Below are 14669 nucleotides of genomic sequence, written 5' to 3'. Positions count from 1 at the left end.
CGACCCGTCCGGCGCACACCGCCCGGTGTGGTCCCGGCACACCCGGGTGGGCCGCGGACGGCCCTACGATGCGCCCATGCCGAGCTCCGGGACCGGAGCCGGGCCGACGACGCCGTCGCACCCACCTGCCGCGGAGTTCGTCACCTGGCTCGACCAGTGCACCGCCCGCATCGTCGAGGACATGTACGACGCCGTCGTCGCCGCCACGCCCGCGGTGGCGCGCGACGACACGGACCGTCGTCTGCTCCGCGAGGCCCTGGACTCCCACGTGCCGCTGCTGCGGGATGCGGCACGGTCGGCGACGCCCGGGGTGCGGATACAGCTGGGCCGGCCTGCGGAACGCTGGGCCCGCCGCCGGGCCAGGGCCGGGACCGACCTGGCCGACCTGGTCCTCGCCTACGACGCCGCCGCGGACGTGATCGTCGCGACCTTCGCGGCGCACCTGCGCGAGACCGCCGTGCCCGACGCCCGCAGGGCCGACGCCCTCGAGACCGTGCTGGACCGGCTCTTCCGCTACCTGCGCACCGCCTGCGCCTCCGCGACCGCGGCCTACGTCCAGGAGCGCGAGCTCCTGCGTCAGCGCGACGCCTCCGACCTCCGGGCGGTGCTCGCCGACGTGCTCGCGGGAACCGCGGAGGCCGGAGCGGCCGAGGCGCGCCTGGGCTACCGCTTCGCGGACACCCACACCGCCTTCGTGATCTGGGGTCCGCACGCCACCTCCGCCGAGCTCGACAGTGCGGTCGCCCGGCTGCGCGCCCTCGCCCGTCCCCGTCAGCTCGTCGCGGTCCCGGACGGCCCCACGGCCGTCCACGGCTGGTTCTCCGGTGGCGAGGTCGAGGACTGGACGTCCGGCACGTCGGGACTACGGCTGGCCCTCGGCAGCCTGCACCGGGGGATCGCCGGGTTCCGTGCCTCGCACCGGGAGGCGGCGCAGGCACACCGGCTCGCCACGCACCGGGTCGACGGCCCGCTGGTCCGGTTCGACGACGTCGTGGTGCTGGCCCTGGCCGACGGTGACCCCGATCTCGCCGCGCCCTGGGCGGGAGCCCTGCTCGGCCCTCTCGCCGACCCCGCCCACACCGAGCTCCTGCAGACCCTGCGGATCTGGCTGGCCGAGCTGGGCAGCCCGACCCGCACGGCCCGCAGGCTCACCGTGCACCCCAACACCGTCGTGAAGCGGCTCGAACGGGTCGCGGCGCTGCTCCCGGTGCCGGTGGATCCGAGGTCCGCGGTGCTGCGGGTCGCGGTCGAGCTCGCGCCCCTCACCCGAGGCTGACCACCAGTTTCCCCACGTGGTCGCCGCCGAAGGAGTCGACGAACGTCCCGACGACGTTGTCGAAGCCCTCCACCACCGTCTCGAACGCACGCAGCCTGCCCGCCTCGACCTGCGCTCCGAGCTCGGCCTCGCACTGCGCCGCACGGTCGGCGTGATCGACCACGATGAACCCCTCGGCCCGGATGCGCTTGGTCACCAGCAGGCCGAAGTTCCGCGGCCCCGGGGGCCGGACGACGTCGTTGTACCCGGCGATCAGGCCGCACAGCGCCATCCGGCCCCCGTTGTTCATCCGGTCCAGGACGGCCTCCATCAGCGGTCCGCCGACGTTCTCGAACACCGCGTCCACCCCGTCCGGGGTCGCGTCGCGGAGCTGGTCCGCCCAGTCGTCGGCCCGGTGGTCGACGACCGCGTCGACACCGAGGGTGCCGGTGAGCAGCGCGCACTTGCGCGGGCCGCCCGCACTCGCGACGACGCGCGCCCCTGCGAGCCGGGCCAGCTGGACCGCGGTCGAACCGACCGCGCCGGCGGCGGCGGACACGAACACCGTCTCCCCCGCACGCGGCGCGCAGATGTCCCCCATGCCCACCCACGCCGTCAGGCCCGTCATACCGAGGACGCCCAGCCGTGCGGTCGAGGCGTCGGGGAGCCGGTCCCACCGCTGCGGGTCCTCGATCAGCACCTCCTCCTGCCAGCCGGTGAACCCGCGGAGCACGTCCCCCGGAGCGAGGCCCGGATGCCGGGACTCCTCGACCACGGCGATACCGAGCGAGCGGACGACCTCGCCCACCCCGACCGGCGGGAGGTAGCTCGGGCGGTCGTCGAGCCAGCCGCGGATGGCCGGGTCGATGCTGAGGTGGCGGGTCCGTGCCCGGACCCCACCCTCGGGACAGGGCCGTCGGTCGACGTCGACCTGCGCGAAGTCGGAGCTCCGGATCCGGCCGTGGGGCCGCTGGGCGAGAACGACGGAATGAGGCACCTCCCCAGGCTGGGGGCGACACCGGGAGCCGGCCATGGTGCCGGGCACCACCGTGCGGTGGTGCCCGGGCATCTGGGCGGACGATCCCGGCGTACCTAGCGTCCGGTGGATGCCGGACACCCTGCTCTCCGCCTTCGACGCCCACGTGACCGCCGATCCGGACGCCGTCGCACTCCGCTCGGGCGACGGCGCGGTGCACTGGACCCGGCGCGAGTACGCCGGGCGGGCGGTCCGGCTCGCGTCCGCGTTCAGTGCCCTCGGGGTCCGCCCGGGCGACACCGTCGCGCTCCTGGTCGGGAACCGGCCGGAGTGGCAGCTCAGCGACCTCGCGGCGCTGATGGCCGGCGCGACACCGTTCTCCCTGTACGTCACCGCACCCCCTCCGGAGTCCGCCGAGCTCGTCGCCCGGGCGGGCGCCCGGCTGCTGGTCGCCGATCCCGACCTGCTGCGGGCGGGCCACGTCCCGGCCGGTGTCCCGGTCGTCACCGTCGACGAGCTGGACCGGCTGCCGGCCGATCCCGCGTTCGTCCCCCACGAGCCGGATCCGGACGACGTCGCGACCCTGATCTTCACCTCGGGGACGACCGGGAGGCCCAAGGGCGTGGAGCTCACCCACGCAGCGATCGTCTTCCAGCTCCGCGCCCTGGACTCCGTCGTCGGGCTGGAGGGCGGCGCGACGGTCTCCTACCTCCCCCACGCGCACATCGTCGACCGGGTGATCGGCCATTACGCCGCGCTGGTCGGCGGCACGAGCGTGACGACCGTGGCCGACCCGGCCACGCTGTTCGACGTCCTCCGGCAGGTCCGGCCGCGGCTGTTCACCTCGGTGCCCCGGATCTGGCAGCGCATCGAACGGCAGATGCGCGACCTGCTCCGCGACGGCGCCGGCCAGGAGCAGCTGGCCCCCCGGTTCGGGCTCGACGGCGCGCAGTGGCTGATCACGGGGTCGGCGCCGCTACCGACCTCGACCCACGAGTTCTTCGCCTCGGTCGGGCTCCCCCTGCACGACCTCTGGGGTCTGAGCGAGACCACCGCCGTCGCGACCTACACCGGGCCGGGCGACGCCTACCGGGACCGGGCCGGGACGGTCGGCCGCCCGCTCCCCGGCACCGCCGTCCGAATCGACGACGACGGCGAGATCCTCGTGCACGGACCCCACCTCGCCCGCGGCTACCGCGGCGATCCGCAGGCCACGGCGGACTCGTTCACCGACGGGTGGTTCCGGACCGGGGACCTGGGGGAGTGGCGGGGCGGGTTCCTCAGGGTCACGGGCCGCAAGAAGGACCTCATCGTCACCGCGGGCGGGGAGAACATCTCGCCCAGCCGGATCGAGGACATCCTCGCGGAGTCGTCCCTGGTCGACCAGGTCCTCGTCGTCGGCGACGGACGGCCCTTCCTCGTCGCCCTCGTCGTGCCCGATTTCACCGAGCTCGCCCTCCACGGGCTGCACGGTGCTCCCGAGCAGGTCGTCGCCGACCCACGGACCCGCACGCTGCTCGAGGCGGAGCTCGACTCCGCGAACCGGAAGCTCGGCAAGGCCGAGCGGGTCCGGGCCCACGCCGTCCTGCCGCGCGCCTGGACCGGTGACTCCGGCGAGCTCACCCCGACGCTCAAACTGCGGCGTGCGGCAGTCGAGCGGAGCCACCGCGCCGTCGTCGACGAGCTCTACGCCGACGGTGGGGCGAATCGGGTCTGACCCGGCTCCGGTACGGCCGCCGGTCGACCGGTGCCGGCCGGCGGCCGGTCGAACCTCACACCGGGTCGACTCGACCCGGCCGCGACGACACGGATTCGACTGGACGGTGTCCGCACCACCCGCCCGCATCGGCGCGCGGATCTCACCGGACGGCACCTCGGTCGCCTACCTCGCCCCGTGGCGGGACCGGCTCAACGTGATCGTCCGCGATCTCGACGGGGGCTGGCCGTCGTGGAGCCTCGTGCCGTGCCGCAACGCCCTTCACGGGTATTCCGACAGCCTGTAGATGAGGCCGGTGCGCTGTGTGAACAGAGCCGCCTTGGGGAGTCGAACCCCAGACCTACGCGTTACGAGAACTCGTGTCACCGGACACACCGTCCTCGCCGAGTCCGTTCGTGCACGTCGCGCGGTTCATCGTGCGCACCGCACACCTCCGTGCGCCTGCGTTGGAGGCCATGAAGGAGGCCACACGGAATCGAGTTCTCGCCGGACCGGGACCCCGCGTCCCTGTGGTCGGCCGTGGTCGACCTGCCGGCCGGCGCCGGACCGCCACATGGCGGGCGACAGGTCGAGATTCTCGTCGCGCCGTCGGTTACCAACTGATGTGGTTCCGACCACACTCGAGACCGTCGTCGGAAGGCGTCCCGCAGGCCTATCGGGCATCGGCGACCAGATCTGAGCCAACGGAGGTTCCGTGTCGAAGAACATTGAAGGATCCCGCATCGACCAGGTGCTGCAGGGGGCAGTGGACGCCGGTGCCGTACCGCACGTGGCCGCGATCGCCGCGGACGTCGACGGCGTGTTCTACGAGGGGGCCGCCGGAGTTCGGCTCGACGACGCCGGTGCGAAGCCTGTGTCGACGTCGACCCATTTCCGCATCATGTCGATGACCAAGATGATCGCCACCGTGGCCGCGCTGCAGCAGGTGGAGCGCGGTGAACTCGATCTCTCGGCCCCGGTCGAGCGCTACGTTCCCGACTTCGCCGAGCTGCAGGTCCTCGACGGCTTCGACGGTGACACCCCGCGCCTACGCGCACCGAAGTCGAAGGCCACCGTCAAGCAGCTGATCACCCACACCTCGGGACTGACGTACTGGTTCTGGAACGAGGACCTGGTCAAGTACGAGCAGGTCACCGGCATCCCCAACGTGGTGCCAGGAGATATGGCCGCGTTCAAGGCGCCACTGGTCGCCGACCCCGGCACGAAGTTCGAGTACGGCATCAACACCGACTGGCTCGGCCGCGTCATCGAAGCCGTCGCCGGCTCGACCCTCGACGTGGTGATCAAGGAGAACATCACCGGTCCGCTCGGCATGGACGACACGATGTTCGCTCTCGACGAGGCACGTCAGGCGAACAAGACGCCCGTGCACGTCAAGGGCGAGGACGGCAAGTGGATCTCGGCGGGCAACGTCTTGCCCGACGACCCGCAGTGGTGGGCGGGTGGCCACGGTCTGCACTCGACCCCGCGTGACTACATCCGCTTCGAGAGGGCGTTGCTGCGCGGCGGTGAGCTGGACGGTGTACGGATCCTGAGCCGGGAGACCGTGGACGCGGCGTTCACCGACCAGCTCGACGGCGCTCCGATGCCGACGGAGATCAGGACGGCAGACGCTCCGATCACCGACACGCTGAAGCTCGGTGAAGGGTGGACGTGGGGCTACGGGCTGCTGATCAACACCCAGGACGTCCCCGGCGCCCGGCGGGCCGGGACGGGCGCGTGGGCCGGGCTGTTCAACACCCATTTCTTCATCGACCGCACAACCGGCATCTGTGCGTCGATCTACACGAACTCGCTGCCGTTCATCACCGAGCACGAGGCGTGGAAGCTCTACGGGGATTTCGAGGCCGCCCTCTACGCTTCGCTGTGATCGCCGACCCGCCGCGACGCTGCACTCGCCGGCAGCGTCGCGGCGGTCGTCGTCGCCTTGCCGCCGCACCCTGTCGGAGGAGCCTGTGTCGTCCAGAGCCCGGCCGGAGTTCGACCCGGAGCTGAAGGCCGGCCTCGCCGTGGTCGGTGGTGTGTTCCCGCCGACCATCACCCCGAACCTGATCGCGTTCATGCGGCGGTCTTATGCCTCCCCGCCGATCGACGACACCCTGCGGGGACGCGCGATCACACGCAGCGAGCACACGATCGCCGGTCATCGAGGCGAGCCGATCCAGGTGTCGGTGCTGCGCCCCACCCGAGCCGGCTCCCCCCGGCCCGGCATCGTCTTCGTCCACTCCGGTGGGCTGATGTTCGGCGACCGCTTCAGTGGAGCTGACCTGGTGCTCGACTGGGTCGACAACCTCGGCGCAGTCCTGGTCGCCGTCGAGTACCGGCTCGCGCCGGAGTTCCCGGACCCCTTCCCCAGAGAGGACTGCTACGCCGCGCTGGAGTGGGCGGCGGCGACGGCTGGGCAGTTGGGCATCCGCCACGACCGGCTCATGGTGGCCGGGGCCAGTTCTGGTGGTGGGCTCGCGGCCGGGATGGCGCTCGCGGCGCGGGATCGCGACGGCCCAGCCCTGTGCGGCCAGGTCCTCGACTACCCGATGCTCGACGACCGCGGCGTCACCGCCTCCACCGGCCAGTTCGACGGCGTCGGGGTCTGGGACCGCGTCAGCAACGAGACCGGCTGGTCCGCGCTGCTCGGCGAGGCGCGCGGTGGGCCGGACGTCTCCCCGTACGCGGCCCCGGCCCGGGCGACGGACCTGTCCCGGCTCCCGCCCGCCTTCATCGACGTCGGCGCCGCCGAGATCTTCCGCGACGAGGCGATCGCCTACGCCGACGGCCTCTGGACCGCCGGTGGCGACGCCGAGCTGCACGTCTGGTCCGGCGGGTTCCACGCGTTCGACATCTTCGCCCCGCACACCGTCGTCGCCCGAGGCATGGTCCGGACGCGGGACACCTGGGTCGAGAAGATCCTCGCGGACTGATCCGGTGACCCACGCCACTAGACTGCACCCACCAGTCGTCGGGAGGCGCCCGTGCAAGAACTCCTCGGTCGGATCTCGGCGCTCGACCCGCAGGCGAGCCTCGGTCTGCGGGTCATCGCCTGCTTCGACGAACTGATCATCGGCAACGTCAACACCCGAGCACTGCTGAGTGCGGCCGCCTCCCTCTCCGGGTGCAACGCCGGCTACCAGAGCGATCTCCCCCCGCGGTCGCTCCGGGTCAGCCCGCGCGGCGAGATCGTGGCCCCCGACGACGGGCAGCCGACGCCAGGGAGCTGCTCGGCCATCACGGCCGAGGGGTTGACCGTGTGGATCGAGCGCGACGGCGAGCCGCATGCGAACGACGCGATCGTCCTCGAACGCCTCGCGCTGGCCGTCCGCATCCGCCTCGGAGGAGGCCGACGAGAGATCGACGGCCGCCGCGATCTCGGCCTGCTGCTCGACCCGACCGTCCCGACCGAGACCCGCCGTCTTGCCGCGGCCCGACTCAATCTCGTGTCCACCGCGCGATACCGCGTCATCGCGGCGCCGTTGTTCGCGGTGTGGGACGAGCACCCGTCCGGCGCCGAGGACGTCGTCGCGACCCCCTACGGATCGATCCACGCCCTGGTCGTACCCCACGACCACGCGCCCGTCCCGGCACGGCCGATCGGAACCGGGCCGGCCACCGACGTCGACCACCTGCACAGGTCGTTCCGCACGGCGGTGGTCGCCCTGCGTCTGTGCGATCCCGAGGTCGCACCGTCGGTCCTCGCCGACGACTACGGCGGCCTGGTCGGCCTACTCGCCGACCTCCCCCTGGACAGCGACCTGCCCGACGTCGACTCCCTGGACGCGATCATGTCCCACCCGTGGGGTTCGGTCACCGTCGACGCACTCGTGCGAACCAGCTCCGTACGCCAGGCGGCGCGGAACGCCGGAGTCCACCACAGCACGTTGCAGACCCGGCTCGACACGATCATCGCCGAACTGGGTTACGACCCCCTCGACAACGGCATCGGACGAACCCGATTCGGACTCGCTTCACTGGTCTGGCGACTACGCCACTCCCGCGTTCTGGACCTCCCCGCCCCGACCACACCGTCGTCGCCCACCCCACTCCGATAACGAAGCGCCCGACGACGGTGTGGGTGGCTCCGCCGTCCCACCGATGTCGGTGATCACCGCCGACGATCGGAAGCAACGATCAATGTCGGACAGCCGCGCCCGCTGTGGACAGAGAACCATGAGCAAGGAGGTGCACCCGACCGACGCACACACGCGTGGAGGCCACGTCGCAGGCAGCTGACCGGCAAGAACCCGCCTGAGAGAGGCCACGAGCCACGAAAGCGGACAGGAAAGATCCATAAGCGCGATCTGACCTGCGAAAACGAGCCGCCTTGGGGAGTCGAACCCCAGACCTACGCATTACGAGTGCGTCGCTCTAACCGACTGAGCTAAGGCGGCGTGGTGCGAAGCAAGTGTAGCGACCGCGCTCCCGCCCCCTCACAAGCCCCCACCGGTCATCCGGAGAAGGGGAAACGCGGCCCCGGCTCCCACGGCCCGCCGTCGTAACGCCAGAGCGCGAGGCCGGGGACGCCGGCGTCCCACGGGGTGAACCCGGCGGCCAGGTCGTCGTGCAGCGCCCGGGCCGCGGCCGGGGTGACCTTGTTCTGGACGGTCACGTGCAGGTCGGCCTTCCCGGCGTCCTGCCGGGTGAGGCGCGGCCGCCACCGCTCGGCGACGCCGCGGCGCAGCGCGGTCAGCTCGGGGCAGTCGAGGGTGAACGCGACCCCGCGGCCGAGGAGCCGCAGGCCGGTGACGCGGGCGGTCATCGGGGCGCGGTCGGTCGCGGCGGTGAGGTCGGTGGCGAGTTCGGCGGCGGCGTCGCCGGGCAGGGCGTGGAACAGGGTCAGGTGCGCGGCGAGGTGGTTGCGCCCGGCCGGGAAGTGCCGTTCGCGCAGGTCGTCGAACCGGGCCTGCGTGGCGTCGTCGAGCAGGGCCGTGAGGATCAGCGGCCGGTCATCCACGGTGCAGGGCCGTCATCATGGCCTCGACGGCGATCCGCGGCTTCACGTTCTGCTCCAGCGCGTCGCGGCAGGCGAGCACCGCCTCCAGGCGACGCAGGCTCGACTCCGGGCCCCACTCGGCGGCGGCGACCCTGATCTCGCGGTCGCGGTCCGGGTTGGTCAGCGGCACCGTCGCGCCGGTCGCGGCGACGATCGCGTCCCGGTAGAAGCCGGCGAGGTCGACCAGGGCGCGGTCGAGCGCGTCCCGCTGGGTCCGGGTGGCCCGGCTCTTCTGGCGCTTCTCCAGGTCCCGCTCGGCCGCCTTCGCCGAGCGCGCCGCCGACGCGGCGCCCTTGCCCGTGCCGCCGGCGCCCATCGCGACGGCCAGCTCCTCGCGCTCGGACTCGTCGCGGGAGGACCGCAGCTCGTCGGCCTCGGCCTCGGCCGCGCGGATCAGCACGTCGGCGTGGAAGAACGCGTCGCCGAGGCGGCGGAGCTTCGTGGGCACGCCGAGGATCTCCTCGCGCCGGGCGCGGGCCTGCGGGTCGCGGGCGAGGCGCCGCGCGCGGCCGACGTGGCCGCCGCACACCGACGCCGCCCACTGCGCCTGGTCCGGGTCGATGCCGTCGCGGTCGCGCAGCACCCCGGCGACGGCCTCGGGCGCCGGACTGCGCAGGTGCACCATCCGGCAGCGCGACCGGATGGTGACGGGCACGTCGTCGGGGTGGTCCGACGGCGCGCACAGCAGGAACACCGTCTCGGGCGCCGGCTCCTCGACCGCCTTGAGCAGCGCGTTCGACGCGCCCTCGGTGAGCCGGTCGGCGTCGGCGATGATCACGATCTGCCAGGTCCCGGTGGCGGGCTTCCGGGCGGCGAGCTGGACGAGCGAGCGCATCTCGGCGACCGAGATGGACAGCCCCTCGGGGACGATCTCGCGGACGTCGGAGTGGGTGCCCGCCATGACGGTCCGGCAGGCCGCGCACTCGCCGCAGCCGTGGTAGCGGCACTGCAGCGCGGCCGCGAAGGCGCGTGCGGCGTTCGACCGGCCGGAGCCGGGCGGGCCGGTGAACAGCCAGGCGTGGGTCATCGCCGTCGGGTCCGACGCCGCCCCGTCCAGCTCGGCGACGGCGGCGGGCTGGCCCACCACGTCGTCCCACACGCTCACGACGCCCCCTCCTCCGTCATCTGCCGGCGCGCGACGACGCCGACCACCGCCGCCAGGACGCCCCCGCCGGCGAGGACGAACCGTGTGCCGTCGACCAGCAGCGCGGTGTCGCCCACGGTCACCGTCCGCGTCGCCACGACGCCGACGACGACCGGCACCACCGACATCGCCCCCAGCAGCACCAGCCGCACCAGGGACTGGACGAACGCGTTGACCCGACCACGGATCCCGTCGGCGACCTCGGTGCCGATGACCGTGAGCCCGGTCAGGAACGCGACCCCGGCGAACGCACCCACGCACAGCACCGCGGCGATCGCCATGAACAGGTGCACCGCCACCGCCACGACGACCAACGACCCCCCGGCCCCGATGATCGCGCTGCCGAACAGCCGCCGGTGCGGCACCCGCCGGGCCAGCACCGGACCGACGGCCATGCCCGCGGCGAGACCGGCGAACACCGACGCGAACAGGATCGAGTACGCCGCATCCCCGCCGCCGAGGCTCGACGCGTAGAGCTTGGCCGTCGCGATCACGGCGCCGCCCGCGGTGAACGCGCCGATGATCCCGACGACCAGCCCGCGCACGAGGGGGGTGCGGACGACGAAGGTGTAGCCGTCGCGCAGCAGGAACAGCATCGACGGCGGGGCGTGCCGCCGCTCGGCCTCGGTGGCCCGGCCGGAGATCTCCGGGATCGCGAAGTACACGACCAGCGCCGAGACCAGGAACGCGAACCCGTTGACGCACAGCGCCGCGTAGACGGTGGTCGCCTGGTCCGCGCCGAACAGCGGGCCGACCTTGCTGACCAGCGCGAAGAGCCCCGCACCCCCGACGACGGCGACGCCGTAGGTCACCAGCAGGCTCAGCTGCGCCGCACTCTCCATCTGGGCCGGGCTGCGCAGCAGGTTCGGGACCGCCGCGTCCTTCGCCGGGATCCAGAACATGGTGCACAGCTCGAGGAGCAGGGTCACGACCAGCAGCCACCACAGCTGCCCGACGAACGGGATCGACAGCAGCAGCACGAACTTCGTGAGGTCACAGGTCACCATGACCTTGCGCCGGTCGAAGCGGTCGGCGAGCACCCCGGCGAGCGGCCCGAACAGCAGCGACGGCACCAGTTTGGTCGCGACGACGCCCCCGAGCGCGAAGCTCTGCGCGGTGAACCCGGCGCCCGCGGTGAGGTGGGTGGCCAGCGACGTGAGCGCCAGCAGCGCCAGCCACTCGCCGGTCGCGGTGACCGCGGTGACCGACCAGAGCCTGCGGAAGGCGGGGATCGCGAGGACCGACGTCAGGCGGTGCGACGTCGACGACGGGGTCGTGATCGCGGCTCACCTCCTCCTCACCCGGCACGGCGTGCGGATCTTCAGGCTAGACCGGGCGACCGACAGCGGACGCGCTGCCTCAGACGATGGTGGACAGCGTCTGGACGAGGATCACCAGGTAGATCAGGACGAAGACGATCGTGAACACCCGGGCCCCGACCCGGCCGCGGGTCAGCCGCGAGAAGCCGAGCAGGCCGTTGTCGAGGTCGACCGGGGGCCGGGCGGACACCGCGGGCGGCCGGTAGACCGTGCCGACGGGCTCGTCGCCGTCCGCGCGGGGGCGACGCGGGGCGGGCAGCCGGGGCACCGGGCCGGTCGGCGACCGCCGGGGCGCGGGCGGGACCGGCGACGACGGGGTGGGCGTCACCGGGCGGCGGGGGCCGGGGACCGGGTCGCCCGCGTCGTCGTCCGGGGTGGGGATGGCGGCGGGGCCGGGCCTGCGGCGCCGGACCGCGGTCAGGGTCCGCTGGGTGGGGCCGTCGATGTCGGGCTCGCGCGCAGCGGGCCGCTCCTCCTCCGCCGACGGGTCGGGGTCGGGGGCCTCCACGGGGGCGACCCGCTCGGGGGCGGCGGTGCCGTCCACAGCGGCCGGGCGGGCAGCCGGGGCACCGGGCCCCTGCTCCACGCCGGACGCGGGCCGGATCCCGTCGGACACGGGCCGTGACACGGCGGAACCCGCGGGGCGGTCACCCCGCTCCCGGGCGAGCCGATCCGCCTCGCGCTCGGCGACCAGCCGCGCCACGCCCCAGCGCCCGTCGTCGGCGGGCGCCGGCGCGGGACGCCTGCTCCTCCACCGCACGGCCATGACGGCATGCTAGGCCGCGACCAGCGGTGATGCCTCGTTCCGACGGGGTATGGCGCGCGGTGCCGCCCGGCCGGGTGACCCGGCCGGACGGAGCGTCACCCGCCGTCGGGCGGCCGGTTCCCGTCGGGACGGTCCGCCGGCGGGCCGCCGTCCTGCCCCGGGGCCGGGCCGGGCGTCGGGGTGCCCGGGGGCGGCGGCGGGGCCGGCACCGACCCACTGCTGACCTGCAAGGTCACCTGCTCACCCGGGAGCGCGGCGCCGCGGGGCTCCTGCCCGACGACCGTCCCCTCCGGAGCGTTGTTGTCGACGGTGCGGGTGGTGACCTGCCAGCCGGCGCCCTCCAGCTCACCGCGGGCGGCGCCGACCGACCGGCCGACGACGTCCGGGATGCGGGACTCGGCGCCGCCGTCGAGGTAGCGGGGGTCGGTCGCGGGCAGGGGCGTCGGCGGGGTGTTCGCCACCAGCGGGGTCACCGCGCCGTACCACGTCCGGGCCGGGGTCTTGCCGCCGAAGATGTTGCCGTTCCCGCAGGCGAAGGGGGCGCCGCCGCCGTCGCAGAGGGGTTGCGGGCGGTTGGAGTTGTCGAAGGTGATGACCGCTCCGGCCATCTCCGGGATCGCGCCCATGAACGCGGCCGACTTGTGCTGCTGGGTCGTCCCGGTCTTGCCCGCCATCGGCCGGGTCCAGCCGGCGGCCTTCGCGGCGGCGGCGGAGGTGCCGGCGATGTCGTCCTTGCTCAGGCCGGTGACGAGGGTGTTCGCCAGGGCGGGCTCGACGGCCTGCTGGCAGGGCTCCTCGGTGATCGGGACGGGCTTGCCCTCGGCATCGGTGATCGAGTCGATCGGCGTCGGCGGGCACCACCTGCCCTGGGAGAACAGGGTGGCGCCGACGTTGGCCAGCTCCAGCACCGACGTCGGGGTGACGCCGAGCGTGAACGACGCGAGCCGCTGGTCCTTGATCACCTCGGCGATCGAGCGGTCGGTGCGCTTGCCGGTGCCCGGGTCGACGAACGGCGTCGTGGCCAGGGACTTCATGCCGAGGCGGACGGCCATGTCGACCACGTCCGGCACCCCGGTGAACTCCTCGAGCTTGATGAACGCGGTGTTCGGCGACTGCGCGAGCGCGTCGGTCAGGCTCATCCGGCCGGGGTAGTTGCCGGCGTTCGCGACCGGGACGGGGCGCCCGCTGCCGTCGACGTAGATCGGGGAGGCGTAGCCCGAGGGCGGCACCTGCATCGAGTAGTTGATGCCGAGGCCCTTCTCCAGCGCGGTGGCCGCGGTGAAGATCTTGTACGTGGACCCGGCCCCGAGGTTGACCGGCTGGTACGGCAGGCCGTAGCTGGTCTCCTCGGCGTCGGCGTTCAGACCGAACGTGCGGCTCGACCCCATCGCGAGCACGCGGTGCTTGTCCTGGCCGGGCTGGACCAGCGACATCACGTTCGCGACGTTGGGGGTGTCCGGCGGCACCTCCTTGTCCAGGGAGCGCTTGACCTCGGTCATCGCGCGGCGGTCCAGGGTGGTGCGGATGGTGTAGCCGCCGCGCTGGATCTGCTCCTCGGTGAAGCCGGCCTCGGTGAGGTACTGCGTCACGTACTTGCAGAAGAAGCCCATGTCGCCGGCGCCGTTGCAGCCGTTCGGCACGCGGACCAGCGGGTTCGCGACGCCGAGCGGAGCGGCCATCGCCTGCTTCGCCTGGGCGTCGTCGATCATCTGCTGCTGGCGCATCTGGTCGATGACGACGTTGCGCCGCTGCAGCGCGGTCTGCGGGTTCTGCACCGGGTCGAACTGGGTGGTCGAGCGGACCATCCCGGCGAGCATCGCGGCCTGCGGGACGGTCAGCTTGTCCGGCGTGGTGTTGAAGTAGGTGCGCGCCCCGGCGGCGACGCCGTAGGACCCGTTGCCCAGGAAGACGATGTTGAGGTAGCGGTTGAGGATCTCGTCCTTGGACAGCTGGCGCTCCAGCTGCAGGGCGATCCGCGCCTCCTTGAGCTTGCGGGCCGGGGTCTGCTCGGTGGCCTTGAGCCGCTCGGCCTCACTCGTCGCGTCGACGTAGAGCATGTAGTTCTTGACGTACTGCTGGGTGATCGTCGAGGCACCCTGGACGACGTCGCCGGACGCCGAGTTCGCGACGACCGCGCGCAGCGTGCCCTGCCAGTCGACGCCGTCGTGCTCGTAGAACCGGCGGTCCTCGATCGCCAGCATCGCGCCCTTCATCGCGGTCGAGATCTGGTCGTTCGTGACCTCGGTGCGGTTCTGGTCGAACAGGTAGGCGATCGGGCGGCCGTCGGAGTCGGTGAGCGTCGTCGTCAGCGGCGGGCGGGTGCCGACCAGGTCCGCCGAGCTCGACGTGACGCTGTCACCCGCCTCGTTGGACAGCACGCCGAGGCCGCCGACCAGCGGGAAGGCCATGCCCGCCGTGACCACACCGAGCAGGACGCACAGGCCGGCGAGGACGCCGAGCGGGCGGAGCAGACGCCGGGGGAACCTCACAGGGACAAGCCTACGGGCC

The 14669-nt window shown here is 73.0% G+C and carries 12 protein-coding genes and 1 tRNA gene; 6 read left to right on the top strand and 7 right to left on the bottom strand.

Going from position 1 to position 14669, the window contains the following annotated elements; translation table 11 throughout:
* Positions 1 to 76: 76 nt before the first annotated feature.
* The gene (locus DMP15_RS03685) at positions 77 to 1276 is read left to right on the top strand and encodes a PucR family transcriptional regulator (protein WP_337825445.1); all 1200 of its coding nucleotides are present in this window, start codon (positions 77 to 79) and stop codon (positions 1274 to 1276) included.
* On the opposite strand, the gene DMP15_RS03680 is transcribed toward DMP15_RS03685, so the two are convergent.
* Entirely contained in the window at positions 1263 to 2252 is a 990-nt protein-coding gene (locus tag DMP15_RS03680; protein WP_202417518.1) for an NADP-dependent oxidoreductase, read from the bottom strand. The two genes, DMP15_RS03685 and DMP15_RS03680, sit on opposite strands and share 14 nt — an antisense overlap.
* A gap of 109 nt (positions 2253 to 2361) precedes the next feature.
* Between DMP15_RS03680 and DMP15_RS03675 the strand changes: the two genes are divergently transcribed.
* The 5 genes from DMP15_RS03675 (at position 2362) to DMP15_RS03655 (ending at position 7991) form a co-directional block, all read left to right on the top strand.
* Positions 2362 to 3948, top strand: a complete 1587-nt coding sequence (locus DMP15_RS03675; RefSeq protein WP_337825444.1) for an AMP-dependent synthetase/ligase — start codon at positions 2362 to 2364, stop codon at positions 3946 to 3948.
* Positions 3949 to 4054: 106 nt separating this feature from the next.
* A complete protein-coding gene (locus DMP15_RS03670; RefSeq protein ID WP_073576011.1) occupies positions 4055 to 4234 on the top strand; it encodes a hypothetical protein in 180 nt (59 codons plus the stop codon).
* 408 nt (positions 4235 to 4642) lie between these two features.
* The gene (locus DMP15_RS03665) at positions 4643 to 5818 is read left to right on the top strand and encodes a serine hydrolase domain-containing protein (RefSeq protein ID WP_073576012.1); all 1176 of its coding nucleotides are present in this window, start codon (positions 4643 to 4645) and stop codon (positions 5816 to 5818) included.
* Positions 5819 to 5903: 85 nt separating this feature from the next.
* Positions 5904 to 6866, top strand: a complete 963-nt coding sequence (locus DMP15_RS03660) for an alpha/beta hydrolase (protein ID WP_174565876.1) — start codon at positions 5904 to 5906, stop codon at positions 6864 to 6866.
* 51 nt (positions 6867 to 6917) lie between these two features.
* A complete protein-coding gene (locus DMP15_RS03655) occupies positions 6918 to 7991 on the top strand; it encodes a CdaR family transcriptional regulator (RefSeq protein ID WP_073576013.1) in 1074 nt (357 codons plus the stop codon).
* A 265-nt stretch (positions 7992 to 8256) separates the two neighbouring features.
* On the opposite strand, the gene DMP15_RS03650 is transcribed toward DMP15_RS03655, so the two are convergent.
* The 6 genes from DMP15_RS03650 to DMP15_RS03625 all read right to left on the bottom strand — a co-directional run bounded on the left by DMP15_RS03650 (position 8257) and on the right by DMP15_RS03625 (position 14650).
* Positions 8257 to 8330: transfer RNA gene (locus tag DMP15_RS03650), tRNA-Thr, on the bottom strand.
* A 56-nt stretch (positions 8331 to 8386) separates the two neighbouring features.
* Positions 8387 to 8893, bottom strand: a complete 507-nt coding sequence (locus DMP15_RS03645; RefSeq protein ID WP_337825443.1) for a 2'-5' RNA ligase family protein — start codon at positions 8891 to 8893, stop codon at positions 8387 to 8389.
* Entirely contained in the window at positions 8886 to 10037 is a 1152-nt protein-coding gene (locus DMP15_RS03640; protein WP_073576015.1) for a DNA polymerase III subunit delta', read from the bottom strand. The genes DMP15_RS03645 and DMP15_RS03640 overlap by 8 nt, the downstream gene beginning before the upstream one ends.
* Positions 10034 to 11308 carry an MFS transporter gene (locus DMP15_RS03635; RefSeq protein WP_304580139.1) on the bottom strand — a complete coding sequence of 425 codons (1275 nt, stop codon included), beginning with the start codon at positions 11306 to 11308 and terminating at the stop codon, positions 10034 to 10036. Before DMP15_RS03635 ends, DMP15_RS03640 begins: the two co-directional genes overlap by 4 nt.
* A 127-nt stretch (positions 11309 to 11435) precedes the next feature.
* A complete protein-coding gene (locus DMP15_RS03630) occupies positions 11436 to 12161 on the bottom strand; it encodes a hypothetical protein (protein WP_139282839.1) in 726 nt (241 codons plus the stop codon).
* Between the two features lie 95 nt (positions 12162 to 12256).
* Positions 12257 to 14650 carry a penicillin-binding protein gene (locus tag DMP15_RS03625; protein ID WP_304580133.1) on the bottom strand — a complete coding sequence of 798 codons (2394 nt, stop codon included), beginning with the start codon at positions 14648 to 14650 and terminating at the stop codon, positions 12257 to 12259.
* Between the last annotated feature and the right edge of the window lie 19 nt (positions 14651 to 14669).

Source organism: Pseudonocardia sp. UM4_GMWB1, assembly GCF_017312155.1.
Lineage (GTDB): Bacteria > Actinomycetota > Actinomycetes > Mycobacteriales > Pseudonocardiaceae > Pseudonocardia > Pseudonocardia alni.
This window is presented reverse-complemented; position numbering and strand designations above follow the sequence as displayed.

Coding starts and splice junctions, on each gene's coding strand:
- DMP15_RS03685 (WP_337825445.1), top strand. CDS start 77: ATGCCGAGCTCCGGGACCGGAGCCGGGCCGACGACGCCGTCGCACCCA.
- DMP15_RS03675 (WP_337825444.1), top strand. CDS start 2,362: ATGCCGGACACCCTGCTCTCCGCCTTCGACGCCCACGTGACCGCCGAT.
- DMP15_RS03630 (WP_139282839.1), bottom strand. CDS start 12,161: ATGGCCGTGCGGTGGAGGAGCAGGCGTCCCGCGCCGGCGCCCGCCGAC.